Origin of the sequence: Pseudomonas syringae pv. coryli str. NCPPB 4273, assembly GCF_000972175.1 — a bacterium.
Classification (GTDB): Bacteria; Pseudomonadota; Gammaproteobacteria; order Pseudomonadales; family Pseudomonadaceae; genus Aquipseudomonas; species Aquipseudomonas syringae.
The window spans coordinates 20,088-42,508 of the sequence record NZ_AWQP01000007.1 but is presented as its reverse complement, the minus strand read 5'-3'; the positions used below and the strand labels follow the sequence as shown (position 1 = coordinate 42,508).

General features: G+C 55.7%; 12 protein-coding genes and 3 pseudogenes. 8 read left to right on the top strand and 7 right to left on the bottom strand.

The window, feature by feature from the left end; genetic code table 11:
- Nucleotides 1–543: 543 nt before the first annotated feature.
- The 3 genes and pseudogenes from P406_RS30100 to P406_RS05220 form a co-directional block, all read left to right on the top strand.
- Nucleotides 544–1,314: pseudogene (locus P406_RS30100) on the top strand (MCP four helix bundle domain-containing protein); the annotation flags it as partial.
- Nucleotides 1,309–2,172, top strand: a complete 864-nt coding sequence (locus P406_RS30095) for a methyl-accepting chemotaxis protein (RefSeq protein WP_370737588.1) — start codon at nucleotides 1,309–1,311, stop codon at nucleotides 2,170–2,172. The pseudogene P406_RS30100 and the gene P406_RS30095, both read left to right, overlap by 6 nt.
- A gap of 230 nt (nucleotides 2,173–2,402) precedes the next feature.
- Nucleotides 2,403–3,581, top strand: coding sequence for a DUF2252 domain-containing protein (locus tag P406_RS05220; RefSeq protein WP_024960363.1), 1,179 nt, complete (start codon nucleotides 2,403–2,405; stop codon nucleotides 3,579–3,581).
- 130 nt (nucleotides 3,582–3,711) lie between these two features.
- On the opposite strand, the gene tspO is transcribed toward P406_RS05220, so the two are convergent.
- Both tspO and P406_RS05210 read right to left on the bottom strand, forming a co-directional pair.
- Nucleotides 3,712–4,152 carry a tryptophan-rich sensory protein TspO gene (tspO, locus tag P406_RS05215; protein ID WP_046235544.1) on the bottom strand — a complete coding sequence of 147 codons (441 nt, stop codon included), beginning with the start codon at nucleotides 4,150–4,152 and terminating at the stop codon, nucleotides 3,712–3,714.
- Between the two features lie 155 nt (nucleotides 4,153–4,307).
- A complete protein-coding gene (locus tag P406_RS05210) occupies nucleotides 4,308–4,991 on the bottom strand; it encodes a GntR family transcriptional regulator (RefSeq protein ID WP_024692534.1) in 684 nt (227 codons plus the stop codon).
- 287 nt (nucleotides 4,992–5,278) lie between these two features.
- Here P406_RS05210 and P406_RS05205 point away from each other — a divergent pair, with 287 nt between their 5' ends.
- The 4 genes from P406_RS05205 (at nucleotide 5,279) to P406_RS05190 (ending at nucleotide 9,972) form a co-directional block, all read left to right on the top strand.
- Nucleotides 5,279–6,364, top strand: coding sequence for a phosphotransferase (locus P406_RS05205; protein WP_046235543.1), 1,086 nt, complete (start codon nucleotides 5,279–5,281; stop codon nucleotides 6,362–6,364).
- Between the two features lie 26 nt (nucleotides 6,365–6,390).
- Entirely contained in the window at nucleotides 6,391–7,746 is a 1,356-nt protein-coding gene (locus P406_RS05200) for an aspartate aminotransferase family protein (protein WP_046235542.1), read from the top strand.
- A gap of 191 nt (nucleotides 7,747–7,937) precedes the next feature.
- Nucleotides 7,938–8,606 (top strand): haloacid dehalogenase type II, encoded by a 669-nt coding sequence (locus P406_RS05195; RefSeq protein WP_046235541.1) that lies wholly within the window; start codon nucleotides 7,938–7,940, stop codon nucleotides 8,604–8,606.
- Nucleotides 8,607–8,646: 40 nt separating this feature from the next.
- On the top strand, nucleotides 8,647–9,972 hold the full coding sequence (locus P406_RS05190) for an NAD(P)/FAD-dependent oxidoreductase (RefSeq protein ID WP_032698527.1): 1,326 nt from the start codon (nucleotides 8,647–8,649) through the stop codon (nucleotides 9,970–9,972).
- Nucleotides 9,973–9,998: 26 nt separating this feature from the next.
- Here the strand turns inward: P406_RS05190 and P406_RS05185 are convergent, their stop codons facing one another.
- The 3 genes and pseudogenes from P406_RS05185 to P406_RS05170 all read right to left on the bottom strand — a co-directional run bounded on the left by P406_RS05185 (nucleotide 9,999) and on the right by P406_RS05170 (nucleotide 18,990).
- Nucleotides 9,999–11,069, bottom strand: a complete 1,071-nt coding sequence (locus P406_RS05185) for an alpha/beta fold hydrolase (protein ID WP_046235540.1) — start codon at nucleotides 11,067–11,069, stop codon at nucleotides 9,999–10,001.
- 1,307 nt (nucleotides 11,070–12,376) lie between these two features.
- Nucleotides 12,377–16,702, bottom strand: coding sequence for a tetratricopeptide repeat protein (locus P406_RS05175; RefSeq protein ID WP_144431187.1), 4,326 nt, complete (start codon nucleotides 16,700–16,702; stop codon nucleotides 12,377–12,379).
- 1,312 nt (nucleotides 16,703–18,014) lie between these two features.
- Nucleotides 18,015–18,990: pseudogene (locus P406_RS05170) on the bottom strand (IS5 family transposase).
- Nucleotides 18,991–19,078: 88 nt separating this feature from the next.
- Between P406_RS05170 and P406_RS27180 the strand changes: the two are divergent.
- Nucleotides 19,079–19,932, top strand: a pseudogene (locus tag P406_RS27180) (IS5 family transposase).
- Nucleotides 19,933–20,447: 515 nt separating this feature from the next.
- On the opposite strand, the gene P406_RS05160 reads toward P406_RS27180, so the two are convergent.
- Nucleotides 20,448–21,167: an aspartyl/asparaginyl beta-hydroxylase domain-containing protein gene (locus tag P406_RS05160; RefSeq protein WP_046235536.1), complete on the bottom strand. Its 720-nt coding sequence runs from the start codon at nucleotides 21,165–21,167 to the stop codon at nucleotides 20,448–20,450.
- A gap of 110 nt (nucleotides 21,168–21,277) precedes the next feature.
- Nucleotides 21,278–22,345 carry a methyltransferase gene (locus P406_RS05155; protein WP_046235535.1) on the bottom strand — a complete coding sequence of 356 codons (1,068 nt, stop codon included), beginning with the start codon at nucleotides 22,343–22,345 and terminating at the stop codon, nucleotides 21,278–21,280.
- Between the last annotated feature and the right edge of the window lie 76 nt (nucleotides 22,346–22,421).

Here is a 22,421-nt window from a genome sequence, read left to right as displayed (position 1 = left end):
GGGCGCCACATTAGTGGCAAATTGCCGTTGCTGTCAATTTATATGTGCCCTCTGTCTTGGCGGGCCTGGGGCGGTGTGACCATGAAGAGTCGGGAGCTACAGCAAAGGAAGCTATCTGTACTTGCAGGTTACTGGCTCTAGCGATCACCGCCCGCACACCGTTATCAACGGATAGGCGTAATCGCAGTGTGCTTTAGTGAAGACATCCAATGGACGTGATCTAAGATTTCATTCCTATTTAGAAAATCCTCCCCATGCCGATAAGATCATAGATCGCAGAAAATCAGCGCTAAATGATTAAGATTTCTATCCTTGAAGACCTGTGAAATTCACGGTCTAGTGCCCGCGTTATAACGACGCTAGAGCACCTTTCGCCTAGCGAAATCAAGTTTCAACGTTGGCACAATAATTGGATAGCTAGCTTTCATAGAACGATGAGCGATTTATAGCAGTAGCGCGCATAACCCTCTTGTTACTGCTTACATGAGCACCGCTGGGCTTCCGGGTAGTGACAGCCGTTTACTTAAAGATGATGGATAATCAATGAACATGATAAATCGCACCAGTTTCGCTAAAAAACTCATGGCCGCGTTCATCGTTTGCGCCATGATCACATCGGCTGTGGGTGGTTTGGGGATGCTCGGTATCAACCGGCTTTCCGATGCCCTTGAGCTGACGTTCTCGAATAATCTGGTTTCAGTGGCCAACACCAACGAGACGATGACCGCCCTGACCACGCATAACCGCGGGCTTTACCGTTTGCTCGATGCCAAGGACACGGCCACGGCGGAGAAAATGCGCCAAAGTATCAATGCCGAGCTGGAGCGTGCGCAGAAAGTCTATGCCATCTACCGCGCGACTCCACTGGAGGACGATGAACGTGCAGCGGGTGATCAGTACGACGCCTTGATGCCAGCCTACATGTCTGCTTCCCAGAACATCTTTGACCTGCAGCAGGCAGGCAAACTGGAAGACGCGCGCAATCGTCTCAACGCGCTGGCCGATGGGGAGTTCAATAAGGCTCGCGGTTACCTGCAGATCATGATCGACTCCAACAAGCGCCAGATCAAAGAGGGTGCAGAGGCCGCTGACAGGTTGCAAAGCACTTCGGTATTCATGCTGACGGCGGGTATTGTCATCGCGTTTGTGGTGGCGATCATGTTGGGTATTCTGATCACTCGTATGATTACCGGACCACTGAGAAGCGCTATCGAAGTTGCACAACGTATTGCATCGGGTGACTTGACCCAGAGCGTTTCCAGCACCCGAGGCGATGAAGCGGGGCACCTGCTCAATGCGATCGGCACGATGCAGGGCAATTTGAAACGCACGATTCAGGAGATTTCCAGCGCGTCCGATCAGCTTGCCTCCGCAGCCGAAGAGCTTGGCGCGGTCACCGAAGAAAGTACTCGCGGCCTTACTCGGCAAAATGACGAGATTCAACAGGCTGCAACGGCAGTGAACGAAATGACAGCGGCTGTTGAAGAGGTAGCCCGCAATGCGGTGTCTACGTCGGAGGAGTCGAAATCACTGGCAACCGACGCCGCCAAAGGTCGTGGCCAGGTAGATAACACCGTCAAGGGCATCGGCACGATGGTCAGCGAGATTACCGAGTCGACGGGATCTGTCACTACGCTTGCTGGCCACGTCCGGGATATCAGCAAAGTGCTTGAGGTCATCCGCAGTATCGCGGAACAGACCAACCTGCTCGCGCTGAACGCCGCCATCGAGGCTGCACGCGCCGGTGAGCAAGGCAGAGGGTTTGCTGTGGTAGCCGACGAAGTGCGCGCTCTGGCGCACCGCACCCAGGCTTCAACGGTGGAAATCGAAGGCATGATCGGTACCGTGCAGTCCGGTGCCGACGGTGCGGTCGCTGCAATGAGCAAAAGCCTGGCGACGGCCACCAGCACCCAGGAACTCGCTCAGCGCGCCGGCAGCGCTCTGGAAAAAATAACTAGCGGCGTGGGGATGATCAACGAGCGCAACATGGTGATTGCCTCGGCGTCCGAAGAACAGGCCCAGGTCGCACGCGAAGTGGATCGCAACCTGGTCAACATTCAGGAGCTGAGCGCACAGTCGGCCGCGGGCGCCAACCAGACGAGTGCATCCAGTCAGGAGCTGTCGCGTCTGGCGACTTCGTTCAACACCATGGTTGCGCAGTTCAAGCTGTAACGTTGTGTGCAGGTGTATTCCCGGTCTGGTCGTCTGGACCGCTTTGACCGGGAATACACACTGCTTTCTCTTGTTGACGGTCGACCTCGCCAGTTTGCGGGGGGCAAAGGGCTTGAGGCAGTTTGAGTCCGGCTTGGACGCTGAAGACAAATAGCGATCAGACATGAAATATCTTGAAACATTCGTGTCACATGAAGAGTCAATGGAATAACCCTCTTCAAGGTTTTCCGATGAAAACGCCTCGTCCCAATACACGTCTCAAATCCCTCATCAATCTACGCAATCTAAAAATGGCGCGATCTGCGCACGCGTTCGTTCGAGGCAATACCGCGCAGTTCTATGAGTGGCTTCACAGCCAGTCGGGGAGACGTCTGCCCAGCGGTCCGCCGGTCTGGATCTGTGGCGATTGTCATGCCGGCAATCTGGGGCCCACAGGGGATTCGAGAGGGCGCATCGACATGCATATCCGCGACCTCGATCAAGCCGTCATCGGTAATCCTGCCCATGACCTGGTGAGGCTGGGGTTGTCGTTAGCGACGGCTGCTCGTGGCTCGGATCTGCCCGGCGTTACCACGGCAAGAATGCTGGAAGAGATGATGCAGGGCTACGAAGAAGCTTTTTTGGGCGACGACGATGAAGAGCCCGATCGTCCTGCGCAAGTGAAAGCCGGAATGCGTAGCGCGGTACAACGCACGTGGAAGCACCTTGCCAAAGAACGCTTCGAAGGTACACAACCGACCATTCCGCTTGGCAAGCATTTCTGGCAACTGTCACGTGCGGAACGCGATGCAATCAAGGAGCTTTGTGAGACACCGGAGATTCATGCGCTGGTGACATCGCTCAAAGGCCGGTCCCAGGATGACCGTGTGCGCTTACTCGACTCCGCCTATTGGGTAAAAGGATGTAGCTCTCTGGGGCTGCTTCGCTATGCGGTGCTAATGGGTGTTGGCGATGAAGAGGATGAAGAGTTCTGCTTGCTCGACGTCAAGGAAGCCGTCGCAGCGGCGGCCCCACGTACGGCAAGGGCTCGCATGCCCAGAGACAATGGCAAACGGGTAGTGGAGGGCGCCCGGAACCTGTCTCCCGGCCTGGGTAGCCGAATGGTTGCCGTACGAATGCTGGATCATTCGTTCTTCATACGTGAGCTGCTTCCTCAGGACATGAAGCTGGAACTTGATGAGCTCACTGAGCAAGAGGCCATGCAGGCCGCAGCGTATCTCGCAAAAGTGGTTGGTAACGCCCACGCCAGACAGATGGACCTGGCCACACGCGCGGCGTGGATCAGGGATCTGCAAGCCAATCGGTCCGATACCCTGGACGCTCCCTCCTGGCTATGGTCGAGCGTCGTTCAACTGGTCGGCAGTCACGAGCAAGGCTACCTTGAGCATTGTCGGCGTTACGCGCTGTAGCGCCTTATGAATGCCGAGATGAGCGGAACAGATTAGCTGCTAATGCTGGCCGTCCTTGGCGCACATGATTCAGTTAATCGACATTCCGCTCATATTCTTCGGAAAGCATAAGGCAGTTAGCGCCAGGCACTTATCGGTTGTGGCGCAGAATGGAAAAATTCAGCGCCGCTGCCACCGAGAGCCAGACCAGGTAGGGGAACAAAATCAGCCCGGTGATGATGTCCAGTTGCAAGGCCATTACGATCATCGCGGCAACCACGATCCACAACAAAACCAGAACAACCATCGCAGCAAAGAGGCGGTTCGCGCCAAAGAATACCGGCGTCCACAACGTATTCAGCGCAATTTGAGCCGCCCACAAGGCCAGCACGCTCTCGCTGCCGGGGATCAGCGTCAGGCGATAGCCTGCCCAGGCGAGAAGCAGATAAATCGTCGTCCACGCCACCGGAAACGCCCAGTCAGGCGGGGTGAAGCTCGGTTTTTCAAGAGATTCGTACCATGCTCCCGGCTTGAAGATGATGCCGGTTGCTCCGGCGGCGCAGCAGGCTAGAAGGAAAATGAAGAAGGTCATGGGTTGTCCTGGGTCGAGGGCTTATGAGGCTGATCGGTGGTAGCGATACCCAGGTTTGACGCCTTTGCGTTGAAAAGGTCCGTTTTTTTGATGTGAGGGGTAGGGCGTAGGGGTGCAATGTCCCAGCATGGAATGACAAACGATGTTGCACGGCTTCACAGCGATTGCCGTCGCTCGAACTGTGCGCGTAACAGCTTGGCGCTCAAATCCTCCCAATGCTCGACAAACGCCGTGCGGGCTGTTTCGAAGTCGCGACTGCGAAGGCAGGCTATCAAGTGCTCATGGTCCTTGACGATTTGCTTAGGGTCCTCATAACACGGCTGTTGCAGCACCAGCAGCAGTTCAATCTCGCTTTCCAGCATGGCATAGCTGCGCTGCAGGCGTGCGCTGCCACTGGCGCGGATGATCGCCCGGTGGAAATCACCATCAGCGGTGACAATGTCGGAGCGTGGGGTATCGGGTGCGGCATTGCGCAGTCTTTCCACGGCGTCCAGCGCATCAGCCGGGACCGTTCCATTGAGGATAATCATGCGCACCGCTTCAGTTTCCAGTACCCCGCGCAGCCGGGCGATGTCGACGACGTCGTCCGGGCCGAACTCGGGTATGCAGAATCCGCGATGAGGCACTTTCAGCAGCAAGCCGAATGACACCAGCAACTGTGCCGCACTGCGAAACGTGTTGCGCGCCACTTCGTACTCTTCCGCCATCTTGACGTCCCGAAGGAATTCGCCTGGCTCGAAGTCACCGTTCAGGATCCTGGCCTTGAGCTTCGCGGCCAGTGCTTCGACCGCCGAGAGCCTGGCTGGGGATGTTTCGATGTTCGCGCTGGAAAGAATCATGGTAACCACGACGGGGGTTGGGGCTCGGTAGAGTGCGCGATTCTAGTACGACTGGGTGTGCGCACACCAGTAAGCCACCAAGCTTCTTTTTAATTTGTACAACAATTTTATTTTTCAATATTTTTTCATATCATTTCATCCGTATGATTATTAAGACTTTTTAAAAGATATCACCTGCAAATCAGGCCTTTCAGCCAAAATCTTCGCTTCCAATAAAAATAGTTGTAGCACAATATCTGCGCATCGACGTCGTGCCATGCACGGCTTCCAGGTTCAGGAGTCCAGCGATGCAAGTGATTGGAAAAGAAGAATTCAGCGAAAGCCTTATCGCCTTGCAGGGCGATTTGGCGGCGCCTTTCACGCCAGTGTCGCTGGAAGAAGGCCGGCGCATTGTGCTGGAGCAATTTGGTATCAGCGCGCAGTTGACGCGCTTCGCCACAGAAAAAGACGATACGTTTCGCTGCGATTGTTCAAGCGGTCAGTCTTATGTGCTCAAGATCGCTAACCCGCAGGAAGCTCCTGTTGAGCTCTCGCTGCAAATCGAAGTCATGCAGCATATTGGGCGCAGGGCGCCCCAATTGCCGATTCCCAGGGTTTACCCCACGCTGGACGGCGGGTACCTGACCCCCGTCGTAACGGAAAGTGGTGAATCAAGGCAGGTGAGGCTTCTGAGCTTTCTGCCAGGCACACCCTTGGATAAAACCACCCTCAATACCCAGGGGCGCGAGCAGATCGGCCAATTGCTCGCGCACCTCAGGCTGGCGACTGCCGACTTCGCCCACCCGGCAGCGTCCCGCAAGGTGTGCTGGGATGTGCAGCACCTGCGTGTGCTTGAGCCCCTGCTCAATGGTGTCGTCGAGCCCGCGCGTCGGCACTCGCTGGAGCGGGCGCTCGAACGCTTTGGCGAGGTCGAGGGGTTGATCGCCGGGTGCCGACAACAAGTACTGCATAACGACTTCAATACCTCGAACATCGTCATCGATGCCCATCGCCCGCAGTGCGTCGGGGCGATCATCGATTTCGGCGACACGGTCAAGACCGCCATTGCCATCGATGTGTCCACTGCCATGATGAACCAGTTGCTCGCAGTGCACCCCGGCCAGGACCTCGACATTTTTGCCCCCGCCAAGGATCTGCTCAAAGGCTACCTGCACGTTGCCGACCTCACGCCTGAGGAGCTGGCCCTTATCCCGCACCTGGCCATGGCGCGCCTGGTTGCCAGAGCGTTGATTACCACCTGGCGCTCGCAGCTTTTCCCGCAGAACAGTGCCTACATCTTGAGGAACGCGGCGCCCGGATGGGGCCAGCTGGACTGGATGCTTAACCGGTCACCGTCACAGATATCAGCGCTTCTGATGGACTTCGCCCACTGATTCATCCATTGCTTAGGGGGTTTTAAATGAGCAACTCAAACATCCAGGCCATCCGTGGTGACATGCCCAACGGCTTCAACCCTGCCAACGTTGATCGCCTCGACGCTGCTGCACGTGAACATATTCAGCGTCGGACCGATTTGCTGGGGCCTGCCTATCGATTGTTCTATAACGAGCCGGTGGGTGTCGTGCGTGGCAAAGGGGCTTACCTGTACGACAAGGACGGCAACGAGTACCTGGATGCCTACAACAATGTGGTGTCGGTGGGGCATTGCAATCCGCGCGTTATCGCCGCGATCACTGAGCAGATGAATAAGCTGTGCAGCCATACTCGTTACATGCAGGACGGCATTCTTGACTACGCCGAGCAGCTGCGCGCCACGGCGGACGGAGAGATGGGCGCCGACGGGCACTTGATGTTCACGTGCAGCGGTTCGGAAGCCAACGATCTTGCCATCCGCATTGCACGGCATCACACTGGCAATACGGGGGTCATCGTCACCGCCGAGGCCTACCACGGCAACTCGGCGACCGTGGCAGCCTTTTCGCCGTCGCTGGGTATCAATGCCAAGCTCGACCCGTTCGTGCGCCGGGTGCCTGCTCCGGACTCCTATCGCATCCCACGTGAAGCACTGGGTCGCTACATGGCCGACCAGGTGGCGGCACAGATCCGCGATATCCAGCGCCATGGCGGCGGCGTCGCGGCGTTCATTGCCGACTGCCTGTTCTCGTCCGATGGCGTTTTCTGTGATCCGGTCGATGTATTCGGGCCGATCGCCGAGGTGGTGCGCAAGGCTGGAGGCCTGTTCATCGCCGATGAGGTCCAGTCAGGGTTCGGTCGCAGCGGCACGCATTTCTGGGGGCATCAGCGCCACGCGGTGGAGCCGGACATCATCACCATGGGCAAACCCATGGGTAACGGCTACCCGGTGGCGGGGTTGATGGTGCGTCCGGAGGTGGTCGCAAGCTTCGGTCGCGACATGCGCTATTTCAATACCTTTGGCGGCAACAGCGTGGCGATTGCGGCCGCCCAGGCAACGCTGGATGTCATTACCGAAGAGCAGTTGATGGCCAACGCCAACCGTGTGGGCAGCCTGATCATGGCGGGCCTTAAAGACCTGGCTGCGCGGTATGAGCAGATTGGCGACGTGCGAGGCACCGGCATGTACTTCGCCGTCGAGCTGGTAAAGGACAGGGCCAGCAAAACGCCTGACATGCAGACCGCTCTGCGCCTGGTCAACCATCTGCGGGAAAAAAGGGTGCTCATTTCCGCCACCGGACCCGATGCGAGCATTCTGAAAATTCGCCCGCCCTTGATCTGGACAGCAAGGGAGGCGGGTCGCCTGCTAGACGCCTTGGAAAGCGTTTTTGCCGAGTTGTGAAGCCCACCCAGGCGCCTCGATAAAGTCTGCCGAGGCGGGCCTGTTAAACGGCGTTTTGTACCAGACAGCCCTGCGTTTAAGCGCTTATTTACGGCCTCATGATGGTGTAATAAACCCATGAGGACCAGATGCTCGGCACACCACAGCGGTTTGCGCCGTAATGACCTCATCACTGATCAAGGACCGCATTCATGAGCGATCTTCGCCCCAAGTACATCACCTTCGACTGCTACGGCACATTGACCAATTTCAAAACCGCAGCCCTGACGCGCGATCTGTTTGCCGATCGCATACCGGTTGAGCGGATGGAACAATTCATCAAGGACTACGCGGCCTATCGCCTGGACCAGGTCATGGGTGACTGGCTGCCTTATGACCAGATTCTCAAGATAGCCTTGGCGCGCACGTGCAAGCGTTGGGGCATCGAATACCGCGACGAAGGCCAGGTGTATTACGACGCCGTGCCGACCTGGGGGCCGCATCCTGATGTGCCGGCGGGTTTGGCGAAAATCGCTGGCAAGATTCCCCTGGTGATTTTTTCCAACGCCATGGACGAACAGATCATGTCAAACGTCGACAAGCTCGGCGCACCGTTTCACAAGGTCTTCACCGCCCAGCAGGCCCAGGCCTACAAGCCACGTCTGGCGGCGTTCGAATTCATGCTCGATAACCTGGGCTGCGGGCCAGAGGATGTGCTGCACGTTTCGTCGAGCTTCCGCTATGACCTGATGTCGGCCCACGACATGAAGATCAAGCACAAAGCCTTCGTGGCCCGGGGGCATGAACAGCCGGCCAACGCTGCTTTCGGCTACCACCAGATCGCGGATATCGGAGGGCTGGCCGGACTGGTCGGGCTCTAGCAACAGGTTTCTCTTTTGAACTCATGTGGATAACCAGAACATGCCAGCACCTTTAACTCCCGTGCATACCTCTGCAGATCTGCCGGCGGAGGCCGATGTGGTTGTGATCGGCGGCGGTATCATCGGTGCGTTTACCGCCTATTACCTTGCCAGGCGCGGCATGAAGGTCGCGCTGGTCGAAAAGGGCCGCATAGGCGCCGAGCAGTCAAGCCGTAACTGGGGCTGGTGCCGTCAGCAGAATCGCGATGCGCGTGAATTACCGATGGCCACCAAAAGCCTGGAACTGTGGGAGCAATTCGCCGAGCAATCCGGTGAACAGACCGGCTTTACGCGGTGCGGCTTGCTCTACCTGAGCAACAACGACCAGGAGCTGGAAGGGTGGGCGCGCTGGGGCGAGTTTGCGCGCACTGTCAACGTGCAGACCCAGATGCTCACCGCCGAGCAGGCCGCCGAACGGGGCAGGGCGACGGGTAAGCCTTGGAAAGGCGGGGTGTTTGCGCCCACCGATGGCATTGCCGATCCGTCCCGCGCAGCCCCCGCAGTCGCGCGCGCGATCATGGCACTGGGCAGTAGCGTTCATCAGGACTGCGCCGTGCGGGGCGTCGAGACCGAAGGCGGTCGCTTGTCGGCAGTCGTCACCGAAAAAGGCACCATCCGCACCCGGCTCGCGGTGCTTGCCGCAGGCGCCTGGGCATCTTCGTTCTGTCGCCAGTATGGTATTCGCTTCCCGCAAGCGACGATTCGTCAGACCGTACTTTCGGTCACCGCACCAAGCCAGGAAATTCCCAGTGCGCTGCATACCACCGGCGCGTCCATGACCCGCCGCTTTGATGGCAGTTACACGCTGGCGATCAGTGGCCGGGGGCGAGTCGATATCACGCCGCAGTTGCTGAGGTTCTCTACACAATTCCTGCCAATGTTTCAGCGCCGCTGGCGCAACCTTGCGCCTGGGGGGCTGGAAGGCTGGCAAGCAGGCCACGAAAGTTTGAAGCGCTGGCGCCTGGACCAGCCCACGCCGATGGAGAGAATGCGCATTCTCGACCCAAGCGCTGACGCCTCCGCAGTTGCGCTGACTTACAAGCGCGCGGTGGAATTGGTGCCGGCACTGCAGGGTACGTCGATCAAGGCGTCCTGGGCCGGTTACGTGGACAGTACGCCAGACGGCGTTCCCGGTATCGGCGAAATGGCCAGCCTGCCGGGGCTGGTGATCGCGGCCGGGTTCAGCGGGCATGGCTTTGGCATTGGACCGGGCGCGGGTCATCTTATTGCCGATATTGTCAGCGGTGTGAGCCCCATTGTTGATCCGCGTCCTTATCACCCGGACCGTTTTCAAACGTCTGCCTGGGGCAAGGTGGCGGACTTTTGAGCTGAAGCTGGGGCGAGGGGGCGGATTTATTTCACCTTTTCAGTCTCGCGCATAAACTGCCCGAGTTCCTTGCTATAGAACTTCGCCATGCTCGTGGTGCCGTGACCACGGGTGTCGGCACTGGCGGGGATAAGTAATAGCCGTGCGTGCTTGAGTTCTTTCATCGAGGCCTGCATCAGGCCTGTTTCCGGTGGGATGCGCTCATCGTCCGCCGAATTGATGGCCAGCACCGGCGCCTGGATTTTCTTCAGACCGGGGGCTGCGTTGAAGTCGGCGGAAGATTGCCATTGGTAGATAAAGTCATTGGCGTCGGCGGTTTGTGCAGCGCTGAGGCGTTCATCCACCAGTTTGTCGGCCTGAGCGCGGGTCGGGGCAGCCGCCTGATACGCCAGAGTACCGCCACTGGTAGCGATGCTGAACATCGCGTTGGCCAAGCGTAGGGACGGCGGTTGCGCGCTGTAGTTGCCGTTGTTCCAGGCCGGGTCTTGCTTGATTGACTCGACCAGCAAGCGGCGCATCATCCAGTTGCGGGATGACATTTCGGTGGGTTGAGACGCCATGGGCACCAGCGCATCCATCATCTGCGGCCAGTTCTGGCCCCACATCCAGGTTTGCATGCCGCCCATGGAGTTGCCGATGATCAGCCTCAGGTGCTTGATACCCAGGCCTTCGGTGACCAAGCGATACTGGGCTTGAACCATGTCGTCGTAGTTGTACGTCGGAAACCGGGTGCGCAAGCCGTCCGATGGTTTGCTTGACTGGCCTACGCCAATGCCATCGGTGGAAATGATGTAGTACTTGCTTGCATCCAGCGGCTGACCAGGGCCGAACAGCTCCCCGCCAAAATCCTTGCTCAGCATATCGCTGCCTGGCCGATAGGTGCCGTGCAGAAAGAGGATGGCGGGATTTTTGGGATTGCCAAGGGTGATGTAGTGCAGTTTGAAGTTGGCGAGTTTCTCACCGGTATGGAAGGTGAACTGCGGTGCAACCCAGTCGCCCTCGGTCGCGGCAGGTAACGGCGCGGCACTGACGGCGGAGGCCAGTAGCGCTACAGAAAACAACAGCCCGATCGCGGGACGTGAAATGAATCTATGCATGAGTTATGTCCTATTGTTTTTGTTTTAGGAGGTCCTGCGTTCCGATGCCTGCAGGAGTGATTACTTGGCGCGCGTTTCGCTGGCCCTTGGGATGGTGCCACCGCGGCGCAATGTCCCCGGTGTCGATACAGGGGATCTTGGTTCCCGTCCCGTTTTGTATTTTTTTCAGGGCGTCATGGATGTCGAAAGGATCATCGTCCAACGATCAGATAATGTTAAGTTAATTTTTATATAACATTACTTAACACCTTGGAGCAGCTTTGTTTTGAAGAACAGGCTTGAAAAAAGCGAGTTCGCGCGTTGGCGAGGGAGCGGTGGAGGGGGTGAGTGAGTTGCGCCCGTAAGAGGGTTGACTGGGCCAAAAGCCCAGTCAGCCCAGTCGAAGCGATGGAAACGCAGCTGGAAACCTCAAACGGTTTGGCCGGAAGCAATGACCTTGCTCGGAATTTCGCCAGGACGTCAAATGCAATGGCTAAGGAAAATTAACCAGTAATCTCCTTGCGCGAATATCGATAGCTCCACAACAATCATGGTATTTCTGGACGCCGATAAACGCTTGGCTCTTGTTGCTCCAACCCTAGATGAGTTTGCAGGGTTCGAGTGGAGAAAAGTGTCTTATCTGCGCTCGGTGGCTATCCCAGAAGGCTTCAAGACCGTTACGTGTGAATATTCGGCCTTAAGCGAAAACCCGACATCCGTTTGGGTTCAATGAATGGCATCAGTCGAGTACTTTTTTTGACTTAAGCCTGGCCGGTCACTGCATCCACGTCCGGCCAAGCCCTAGAGCTTCAGCTCGCTGCAAGCCGGCGGGGGTTAGCCTACCCCCACTTTTTCATCAGGGGCTCTTGTTGTACCCCTATCAAGGAAAGATTGGAGTAGGGCGCATCTGCCTGGCAGACAACGTTGACCTACCTTGTAGACCACTGAGCATGGCTTCAATAAAGCGGGGAGAAGATCAGATGAAAAATGGCCCAGAGTTGTGCAGGTGGACTACACGGTCATAGATTGTCTGCTCGCCGACGAAGCCCCCTCTGCAGTAGAGCAGAAATACAAACTGGTTACTTATCAAGACTCCAAAGCTGGCGTCCTCCTTAATTATAACCTGGAGCCTATTAGTCCAGACGACCTGAGCGAAACGGATGAGGATGGGCAGCTGCCCGAATAGCTGCTCAAGTATCCCGTTACTCACCATATGACCTTATCTAACCCTGGAGAGCCGTTCCCGGTTGAAACATCAATCTGGAACGGCTTTGGCTGGATGAAAATCGGCGACCAGTGAGATCTACGACCAGCGCACCGAGGGCAGATCATGCACCACGCCCTTCAGTTTGCTGTCCATCCGAACCAAGTGCAGGTACCTCACTTCCGGTCTTTACCTCGGTGGCAGTCAACATGGACGGAGCTACTTCTGACCAGAATGGGACTACGAAGGCGTAGGTGATCTCCGCATTCAGCTTCACCAGCTTGCATGGACGCTCCGCTCGCTGTTCAGCCGCTTGCAGGCTTTGCTCAATGGCTCGACGAGCCGCTGGACTGATTCTGTAGCTGCGGAATTTGAAGAAGACCTGCTCAATGGCCAGCTGGCGGAAGCCTTCTGGACAGTGAGGGTGTCTGAACAACGGCTCAAAGCAGAACTCGATCAGTTGGAGCATCACACCTAGGTTGCAACGGTTCTGCGTGAACATTCCGCACACAAAGTCTACGAGCACGGGTACCGCAGTGTGGAACGCGAGGTGTTCTTCAGCCAGATAGCTACGCAGGCGGTTGATGCCGAAATTCGCAAACGCCTCCCCCTGATTCATCATGACGATGAGATCCACCGCTCGAACCGAAACAAAGCTACGCCTGGTCATGACAAGCCGCATAACGGCACGGGAATACTCCTCCTGCGAAAGCTCGTCTGCCCGTTGAGCCTCCCTTAGCAACATTTGAGTGGACGCGCCAACGATACTCAGCATGCTGGCAAGATCGCGTAACCGCGCATCAATCGACAACAGCCCTGCACTATACTCTTGGCAAGCGAGCAGAACTGCATGATCTTCATCGCCCAGGATGTCCTCAAGCATCTGCAGTTGCTCGGACGCCTCTGGCGGCCCGTATGCCGGAACCACCTGACAGAACGCTTCGATAGCCGTCTCGATTGATTCGAGATACTCACGATCCTTGCGCCAGGCTTCCTCAGTAAGCTCCTGCATGCCAAGTTGGCCATCGTGGGAAAAGAGCGTACCGCTCTTTCGATAGTGGGCCGATTTCTCTAACTTTACGTCCAAGAGCTGCTTGGTGGCAGCTGTGACGTACAAGCGAGGCAAGAGCTCCAGGACATCAAGCAACCCGAGGGTTGCAAGCTCCACCAGCATCGACAGGTCAATGAGCCATGCTTGATCCTGGGATGTGTCAGCCGGGAAGACATCGAAGGGGCCTAAGCCTGTCGAAACTTGGAGAAGTGCCCCTTCATCAGGCCAGCCCCTCACCAGTTCAATGATATCCGTGCCAAGCAGCCGAGCGAGCAGGGCGAGGGTGGCATGATGCTGACCGTACAGGCTGATGGTATTAAGGCTCAGAGTTTTCTTTTGCTCTAGCTGATCGACGAAGAAGGACACATCGATCTCGCCGTCTTCTCGCGTTGGAATACTCATCGCCACGACTGTCTTGCTCGGGACAACCGAATTGGACACCCGCTCGTAGGATAGGTCGATCAGGCGTCGATGCAGGGTGATGATCCGCTTCACCGTGAGCGTCTGCTCACCCACCACACTGCTGACGGTTGTGGTATCACCAACTTTCAAACCGAGCAGCCGGGCAGCCCGTGGCGAGTCCGCGGCAACGAACTCACCCGCAGGTGCCAGTGGCAGCTCGGAGGCGAAATCGATTGAGACATATCCAGTCTTGCCGGTGCTGTCTTCAAGCTCGACAGCGGTGCCTTCCTCAACTGTGAAGGGAAGGGCATGAACGGCTTCAATTTCCTTCGATGCGAGGAACATGAGAGAGATGTGGCCAGCTGCGGCTTCAACGTCCTCCCCATTCAACCGCATCGCATGGTAGATACGGTCAAGGCCACGCTCCTGCAGACCTCTGCTGAGCTCTGCGTTGGCCAGCTTTAACTGTTCTTGAACAGAGCCGTTCAGCTGTGAAGGTAACCTGGCAAGAGCTTCATCCATTCGACCTGGGCTCTCGTTCGCGAGAACCTGAATGAGCAGTAACCAGCCGGCGGCCTCACTAGGACTTTCAGCGACGAGCAACTCAGCCATCTCGCGCATTCTTGGCCAGTCACAGGCCTCGCCGTAAATACTCAATGCCACCTGGCGTGCATCTGCTGAGTGTCGCCATTCCTCCGGAAGCGATTCCAACAGGTCTCGAACCTTGGATCTCTGACCACTGAGCGCGTAGCATTGCAGTAAATCAACGTGCATGGGACTGAACGAGTCTCTTGGAAGGAGGCGTTCAAACATCGCGATGGCGTCACCGTAACGCCGCACGTGAAGCATCCATTGCGATGCCATGGATAGATCCAGAAGGTCATTGCTATGCGGTGCCAGCCCAACTACGCGATCTTCGAATGCCTGACGCATCGCCTCGTTACCCGCATACGCTCGGGCAGCAAACACACAATCACAGATACTGCTGTTTTGCGGAGTGATACCCAGATGGGCGAGCTCACCACGCACAGCCTGGTGCTGGTCTTGGCGTAGGAGCAACTCCCAGTGCATATGTCGCAGCATTCGGGTCGCTTTGCGAGAGTCATCCGTATCAGGCTGACCGACCTGAGCGTTGTAAGCCGCGGCAAGCATCTCCGGGTTGTTGGCGATCAGGCACGCTTGCCCAAAAATCACCCGCGCTTCATTCGGGAGCTGTTCGATTCGATCGGCACAGCAGGCAACAGCATCGCTGTGACGCTGGAGATCGCAGAGCGCCTCTAACTCCACTCTGACCGTTAATTCATCCTCGGGAACGCCACGCTGCCTGCCAGCTTCGATCATGCTCAGCGCTTCAGCTGGCTCACCCAGTAACAGATGGGCGTAAGCCAGGTGGAAGACGATTACGGATTTTGTCCTGGGGCTCTGCTCAGCCCATAACACACCCTCGCGATCATCGAACCTCGACATGGCGTCAAGGATCAGTGCACGCCGATCTTGGGGCTGCGATCGTGTATTTACGTGAAAAGGGTTGGCAGTGACCAATCGAAGGACAAACCGGAGATAGTTTTCGAGTATGAAAATGGAACTGTCAGACTGCTCCATTGCTGTCCGGATGGCATCCACAGCGCCTTTATCATCTCCGGCTCCAGCCATTGAGCTAGCCAGCAATTGCCAAGCTCCCGACTTATCACGGAATGCCTCAGGTATCTCTTCGGTCGTCAGCTGCTCTCTGTTCAGAAGCTTTGCGTTGGTCAACGCAACCCAGACCGAGTATGAGTCCGGGAAACGCGCGATGCCCTCCTGTCCAACCTGAATCGCATTCTGCACGTCATGCTTGAGCATCGATGCCCGGACAAGACCCGCCGTGATACGCTCATCGTCCAGGTAAAGGCTGGCAGCCATTTCGAGGTCTGCAGCAGCTTTCACGTCATCAGCCAAATGCCAGAAGCACATCCCTCGTAGGAAATACCATCGGGCCTGTTGGTGCGCATCGTATGTAGAGAGACCGTCTTCGAGCACCTCCAACTGCGCCAGCGCATCCCGGTAACGATGGTCGTTGTGGAATTGACTGATGCGATCCAGCTGGCGAGTGGCGAGGGTGTTATCTGATGCCGGGCTCACCGGCGGAAGTTCATCCGCGAGGAGGGTACTCGTGTCAGGGCGGCTGCTTGAGAACAGGGGCTCCAAGTACTCCGCTAACGGGGCAAGCTGTGCGCGCCGCTCTTGGCTGACAACTACGGTACCTAAGCTCAGGTCTTTGATGGCTTCACGCACAAGCCGCGACCTGTGAACATCTTGGGCTAGTCCTTCCAAGTGCAAATGGAGTGAGGTCAGGTCGATTTCTGCGCCGCTGCCATTGAGCTCAGCACAAACGCCGACCAGCTTCGCCCACACAGCGCCACTGTCCTTATGCGGCAACGCGTACTGGATCAGTTGCTTCTGCAATCCAACGTCCTGGCTACGATCCGAGTCCAGGTCGTGAGGGAAGAACTTCAGGTGAATCGCAAAATGCAGCAAGTCTTCGTCCGAGACAGGCGCTTCACTGTAGTGCTCAGCTGCGGCTCTAATGGCCGCGTATGCAGCCCTGTTCCGATCATTGCTCCCTTCAGCATGAACACGGGTGCACCAGGTTTCGTGAGACCGCGAGCCAAACGCAAGCCTCACAACCTCTACAGCGCTCTCCATGTGCGATGAGCTGGCTACGTGATAAACGATTAGGTTGTCGTCGACACCGCGTTGGAATGTCGGCGCTTTGAAGTCGAGCCAAGCGAGCCCCACGGACTCTCTGAATGCTTCGTTGCTGGCGGTCGCCCTGGGCGAACGCTTCATCTGCATTCTGATGGTTGCTTTCTGGCCGGTGTTAGGAGATACAGCCTGGATCACAAGATCGTCGGTGTTATGGCCAAACGTCCTGCCTTGGAACAGCAGGCCGTCGATGAAAAAGCCCTCACGCAACCCTGCACAGTGATCGCCAAGGCACATAGCGAGTAGGCGCACTGCCTGAACACGATGCTCGAACGCAACGCCTCGCGCACCCGTAGAAATAGGGCTTGCGACCTGTTTCTGTCGACTCTTCGATTTAGAAGCGGGAGCTTTTGCTGCCTTTGTCCTTGGAGGCCTTGCCATACCTGGTTCGCGCAAAGAAGATGCTGGCCATCTTATCATCTTTAACGTTGGGCGCAGATAAACTGAGCTCTAGGCTTGGATTCGTAGGGGCATTTCTTAGCCCGGAGGTATGAAATGACCGTTCCGGAAGAAAAGATGAGTCAGGTCGTTCGCAAACGCCCAGGAAAGCACCCGATGAAAGTAATGGGTGAACACGGCGTATTCGGTGGCAAAACGGATAGCAGATAGAAATATACACAATTTAACATAATATACATTATGCGTACCTCTGGACGCATCGTGGCGATGGTACATGACGAGATTGTGAGGATTTTTAAAAAAATAGAATATTGAACGCTAAAATTATAATCCTTTAGAATCAGTCAGTTATCCGCGCGTCCGTCTGCCGGGCTGGAGCAATCACCATCCAGCGCGCCAATATGCCACGCACAAATCCCTTTATTTATCAATCTCCTAGGAACGAAAACATTTAAAAGTTAGACAACGCTCATTTTAAGAGAAAACCTTAAAAGATTAGACAGTTCCTATTTCGTTTAATGTTGAATAATGGGCATGGCGCTCTCCCAAGTCCACCGAATTTGGTCATTAATTTTGGGACTAATTGCTCTTATCTATGCGCCCAAATGCGTCTGTCGCGATTTACTACGGCGTGCCACGGTGGCGCCTATAGGAATTCCAGCCGCACAGTCGCTAGATGCTGGCAGTTCAAGTTTGCCGATGGAGCCACTACCGTGTGGTAATCCATACATAGTTCAACCGATAGCTCAACCAGAACGCAGTCTAAGTGGGCGATTATCGGCTCTCCTGGATGCTCATCCACCGCCGCCGCGGGGTGACGTTATCTGGTCGATTGCAGCCCGGCCAAGACGCGAACAGGACAGGCTGCAACTGAAAATTGTGGCATTTCGAAATCAGTTACGATAGCACGCATCGAAGTTAATATCCCATCCAGACAGGCTTACCCTTGGCGTCAGAGACCAGAAAACGTAAACGGGCGAGTCCAAGGCAAAGCAGACCCGCCCGGTCGTGTACGGCCTAGGGAAGGTCTGAAATAGGCATCGATTTTTGACGCCCTCGTGGCCTCAGGTTCAAAAAAGCTCGCCTGGTCAGATAATCAGACTTTTCCCGCTTTTAACTCATCGATTTCCCTTAAAACAGCGCCTTTCCAAGGCGTTTTTCCGCATTACAGGCGCACCTCTCCCATCGCCAGCAGCCGTTTTCGCACCATCCAAAGGTTCGACAAGGCAAATAGGGTGGCCTGTTGCGCGGTGTTTTTAGCCAGCCCGCGAAACCGGACTTTCGTATAACCAAACTGGCGCTTGAGCACGCGAAATGGATGTTCGACTTTCGCTCGTACCTGGGCTTTCGCGAACTCGATCTTGCGGTATACCTGCGTGATCAAACTAGTCTTACCATGCTTTTTGTAACTGCTCGGGCGTGCCGCGATCGACCAGATCATCTGACGATCCTGATGTTCCGCACGCTTGTCCACGCCCGTGTAGCCCGCATCACCAATGACATAGGTTTCCTCGCCGTGTAGCAACTGATCGACTTGAGTCACGTCCGCTACATTCGCCGCCGTACCCACCAGGCTATGTACCAAGCCGGATTCGGCGTCGACGCTGATGTGCGCTTTCATCCCGAAGAAATACATATTTCCTTTCTTCGTTTGATGCATTTCAGGGTCGCGTTTACCGTCCTTGTTCTTGGTCGAACTCGGCGCATGAATGATCGTTGCGTCAACCACCGTGCCTTGGCGCAGCATCAAACCACGATCACCCAGATAGCCATTGATGACCTGCAAAATCCCGTCCGCCAACTCATGCTTTTCCAGCAGACGCCGGAAGTTGAGGATCGTGGTTTCGTCAGGAATTCGATCCAGATGCAGCCCGGAAAACTGGCGCAGGATCGTGGTCTCGTACAGTGCCTCTTCCATCGCCGGATCGCTGTAGCCGAACCAGTTCTGCATCAAGTGAACCCGCAACATGACCATCAATGGATATGCCGGACGGCCACCGTCGCCCTTCGGATAATGCGGCTCGATCAAGGCAACCAAGCCCTTCCAGGGCACCACTTGATCCATCTCGATCAGGAAGCGCTCGCGGCGGGTCTGCTTACGTTTGCCGGAATACGGCATCAGCGAAGGACATCTGTTTCATCGGGGCTCAACCGTACAGTTTGTGCTAGGTTTTGTACGAAAAGTCGGTAGGGGGGTAAAATTGCCGCCATGATTGGCTGGAGGCCCGCATGGCAAAGCGTTACGAACTCTCCGACGCATCGTGGGAATTGATCAAGGATCTAGTTTCTCCCGAGCAGAAAATGGGTCGCCCACGTAGTGATGATCGTCTGGTACTCCACAGAATCCTTTGGATTTTGTGCTCAGGTGCTGCCTGGCGTGATCTGCCGGAACGCTTTGGGCCTTGGTCGACGGTGTATCAGCGTTTTCGTGACTGGCGCGATGACGGTACGTTTGACCGGATACTGGAGCGCTTGCACATTCGACTCAACCAGGAGGGACTGATCGATCTGGACACCTGGATGATCGACTCAACGGCAGTACGTGCAACCCGAGCCTCTTCAGGCGCCGGAAAAAAGGGGGGCCTGAAGAACCGCTAGACCATGCTCTGGGACGCAGTCGAGGCGGCCTGACAACCAAGATTCATATGGTTTGCGACGCTAATGGCGTGCCATTACGCTTCATGCTTTCACCGGGACAAACCAGCGATATCGCACACGCCCAGCCGTTGCTGGATCAGGTGCGCATTCCCGGTAAGCCGGGGCGACCACGAAAGCTCAGTAGATGGTTACTGGCTGACAAAAGCTATGACGCATAACACCTGCGTTACTACTGCGACCGCTATCGAATGCAGCCTGTGATCCCGCTACGCGCCACGCCACGCAAACCCCGGCCTGGCTTGCCCCGACTCTTTGATCGTCCAAAGTATCGGCAGCGCAACATCATTGAGCGGATGTTTCGTTGGCTAAAAGAGAACCGCCGAATCGGCACTCGCTACGACAAGCTGGCCAAGAGCTACGCAGCCATGGTCACGCTGGCCTGTAGCCTACGTTGTATGCGGCAATACTTTTCGTACAAAACCTAGGTGCGTATCAGTGGAGGTTATGGCGTCTACTATCGCACATTCGATCGCATGCTCGAGGCGCTGCAGCAGCATCCCCAGTTACAGGCGGTATCCGGCTATGGATCGCCGGCCCCATTGCATCGTCACCGGTGCAGATCGTGACGCCTTTCAACATGCCCTACTGAGCTGAGTTTATTGCGGGCGGGCGCCCTCGTAGGCGTCCTGTAGTAGTTGATGAATCGTCGTGGCCTTGACCGGTCGCGGGTTCCAGTAAGGGATGTGTTGATGTCGTGAGCCGATGAGTCAGAGCTACACAACCAAGCTGATCAGTTGTGGGAGGTGAAAAGTCTGTAGGAAACTAGGGGCGATTCACACTCACGCTGATGCGTTCGCGAAAGTAGTAAAAAAAAGACCTTCATCCCGCTGAAAGCCAAGTCTAGCAAGGCCTCCATCTAGCTTAACGAGTTTGCACGACGCGTCGATTTGCAAAAACTGTAGAAAACCAAGATGGATGACTTAACAGGGGCGACATACTGTTAGCTGATGATGCCCAATGCGCTGTCAAGTTGCTTGCCATAAGCCCGTTCCCATCGATTCCAGTTTATCAAAGTATCGACAATAAAACTGCTGTCTTGAATTTGATTGATTATTTGTTCGTTTACTATCGCCAGCTCCCATGGCAGCGGCCGGATAAAATCGACAAACAATACGATCCGGTCTTCGCTGGCGTAGTTCCAGGCGCTATGTTCATAAGAGTCGTCAAAGACTAGGCTTTTACCCTCCCCCCAATGCTCTATTTCACCTGCGACTTCAATGGCACACTGTGTTTCGGGTGTCGGAATTATAATACCCAAGTGATAACGTAATACTCCTTTGTACGGTCCACGGTGTAAAGGCAACACCTTACCCGCGCGCAGCACTGAAAACATTGCGGCCTTGAGTCCCACGATATCTTTGAGTGCGGCACTGGATTCAGGGCAGCGCAGTAGGTTTCGTTCGAATGTTTGCCCATAGACATAAAATGGGAATATTTGCCAATGGCGATCGTTGGTGAGTTCGGATTGTTCGTGCTGAATCTCTTCGAAACCAGGCAACAGTTCGATAGCGCTTAGCAGTCGTGCAGCCTCCGCTTTAATCAGAGGCCATTTCGCTTCGATCTTGTCTATCCAAGGGAAATGATGCTGCTCAAAAAAACGCACATTGCCATTCGGTGCAGCACTAATTGCCGCTTCGAATTCTTCCATAAATGATTTCATACCCGCAGTCCTTAAATCTATATGATAAGTTATCAGCGCATTGCAAGCTTAGAAGATGAAACACTATTCAGTACATGGCGCTAAAGTCATGTACTGAATGCTTTCGCCGTTTATTTATGAGCAATAATAATGCCGTGCGGCGTCCAGCCCGGAACCGAAATACGCTGCGGATTTTTAAAGCCGGCGGCGGAAAGACACTGCTCGTGTTGCTGCCACGCGTAGATCATTCCGCCCTCAGCAGGCAGGCAGGCAAAGTAAACGCTGTCTAGCGCCGCGACCACTGGCCCGTCACCCTCGTCATTGGACATTGAGTTAAAGATCACCACTCGTCCACCTTCAGGCAACGCTTCATAGGCTTTGCGCAGCATCAGGGTGTTCTCTTCCAGCGTCCATATCACCAGTTGATGGGCGAACAGAATGCAGTCGTACCCCGCCGGGAAAGGCTGGTGCAAAATGTCGAGTGCCCGCGCATCCACCCGATCGCTCAGGCCAGCCTGCTCGATTTTGGATTGAGTGACCGGTATGGAGTGGGAAATATCCAGCACGGTCACCTTCAATGCCGGGTTGGCCTGTGCCAACGCCAGGGCATTGACTGCATCGCCACCGCCGGCATCCAACAGGCGCCGCGTCGAGGACAAGTCCAGATGCTGAACCAAGTCTTGATTTGCCAGTTCTGACCAGGAACGCATGTAACGATAGAACACCTCTTCAAGTTTCGCGTCTTGATGCAGGCGATGATAAAGATCACGCCCTTCACCGGGAAACCGCTGCAGCCCGACATTGGTATTCTGCTGCAACGACTCGGTAAAATCCAACTGCCCTTCGTACACAATATATTGTTCAAAGGCCACGGTATCTTTGAAACGCTGCCAGTCGTCTGTATCCATCAGCTCACGCAGCACATCCGCAGTTCGGTAAGTGCTGTTTTCCTTGACCAGCAGCCCCAGCGAAGTGACACCAAGGAGCAAAATATCAGCGGCCCGTTCTTCAAGTTTCAAGGCGACGCGAAGTTGTTCCTTAGTTGAAGCACCGGCAAGATTAACGGTTTCGAACAGGTCCAGTTCGCAGGCCGCACGCAGGTATTGAAACGCGGCGTGCCCGAACAGCAAGTTTGCCAACCCCGGCATATCAAGCTGAGTGGGTGTCGAGTAGTTGGAAGAGCGGTGAGTGCCTGTCATGATACTTTCCTTTCTCGGTAATAAACGATACTTCAGGTGAAGTTGAGTTCCCCGTTGAACACGCTAAACAGCACGT

Bases quoted from the DNA above. Each gene is read 5' to 3' on its own strand.
- P406_RS05190 (WP_032698527.1), top strand. From the start codon at position 8,647: ATGCCAGCACCTTTAACTCCCGTGCATACCTCTGCAGATCTGCCGGCG.
- P406_RS30095 (WP_370737588.1), top strand. From the start codon at position 1,309: ATGCAGGGCAATTTGAAACGCACGATTCAGGAGATTTCCAGCGCGTCC.
- P406_RS05220 (WP_024960363.1), top strand. From the start codon at position 2,403: ATGAAAACGCCTCGTCCCAATACACGTCTCAAATCCCTCATCAATCTA.
- P406_RS05205 (WP_046235543.1), top strand. From the start codon at position 5,279: ATGCAAGTGATTGGAAAAGAAGAATTCAGCGAAAGCCTTATCGCCTTG.
- P406_RS05160 (WP_046235536.1), bottom strand. From the start codon at position 21,167: ATGAAATCATTTATGGAAGAATTCGAAGCGGCAATTAGTGCTGCACCG.
- tspO (WP_046235544.1), bottom strand. From the start codon at position 4,152: ATGACCTTCTTCATTTTCCTTCTAGCCTGCTGCGCCGCCGGAGCAACC.
- P406_RS05155 (WP_046235535.1), bottom strand. From the start codon at position 22,345: ATGACAGGCACTCACCGCTCTTCCAACTACTCGACACCCACTCAGCTT.
- P406_RS05210 (WP_024692534.1), bottom strand. From the start codon at position 4,991: ATGATTCTTTCCAGCGCGAACATCGAAACATCCCCAGCCAGGCTCTCG.
- P406_RS05200 (WP_046235542.1), top strand. From the start codon at position 6,391: ATGAGCAACTCAAACATCCAGGCCATCCGTGGTGACATGCCCAACGGC.
- P406_RS05195 (WP_046235541.1), top strand. From the start codon at position 7,938: ATGAGCGATCTTCGCCCCAAGTACATCACCTTCGACTGCTACGGCACA.
- P406_RS05185 (WP_046235540.1), bottom strand. From the start codon at position 11,069: ATGCATAGATTCATTTCACGTCCCGCGATCGGGCTGTTGTTTTCTGTA.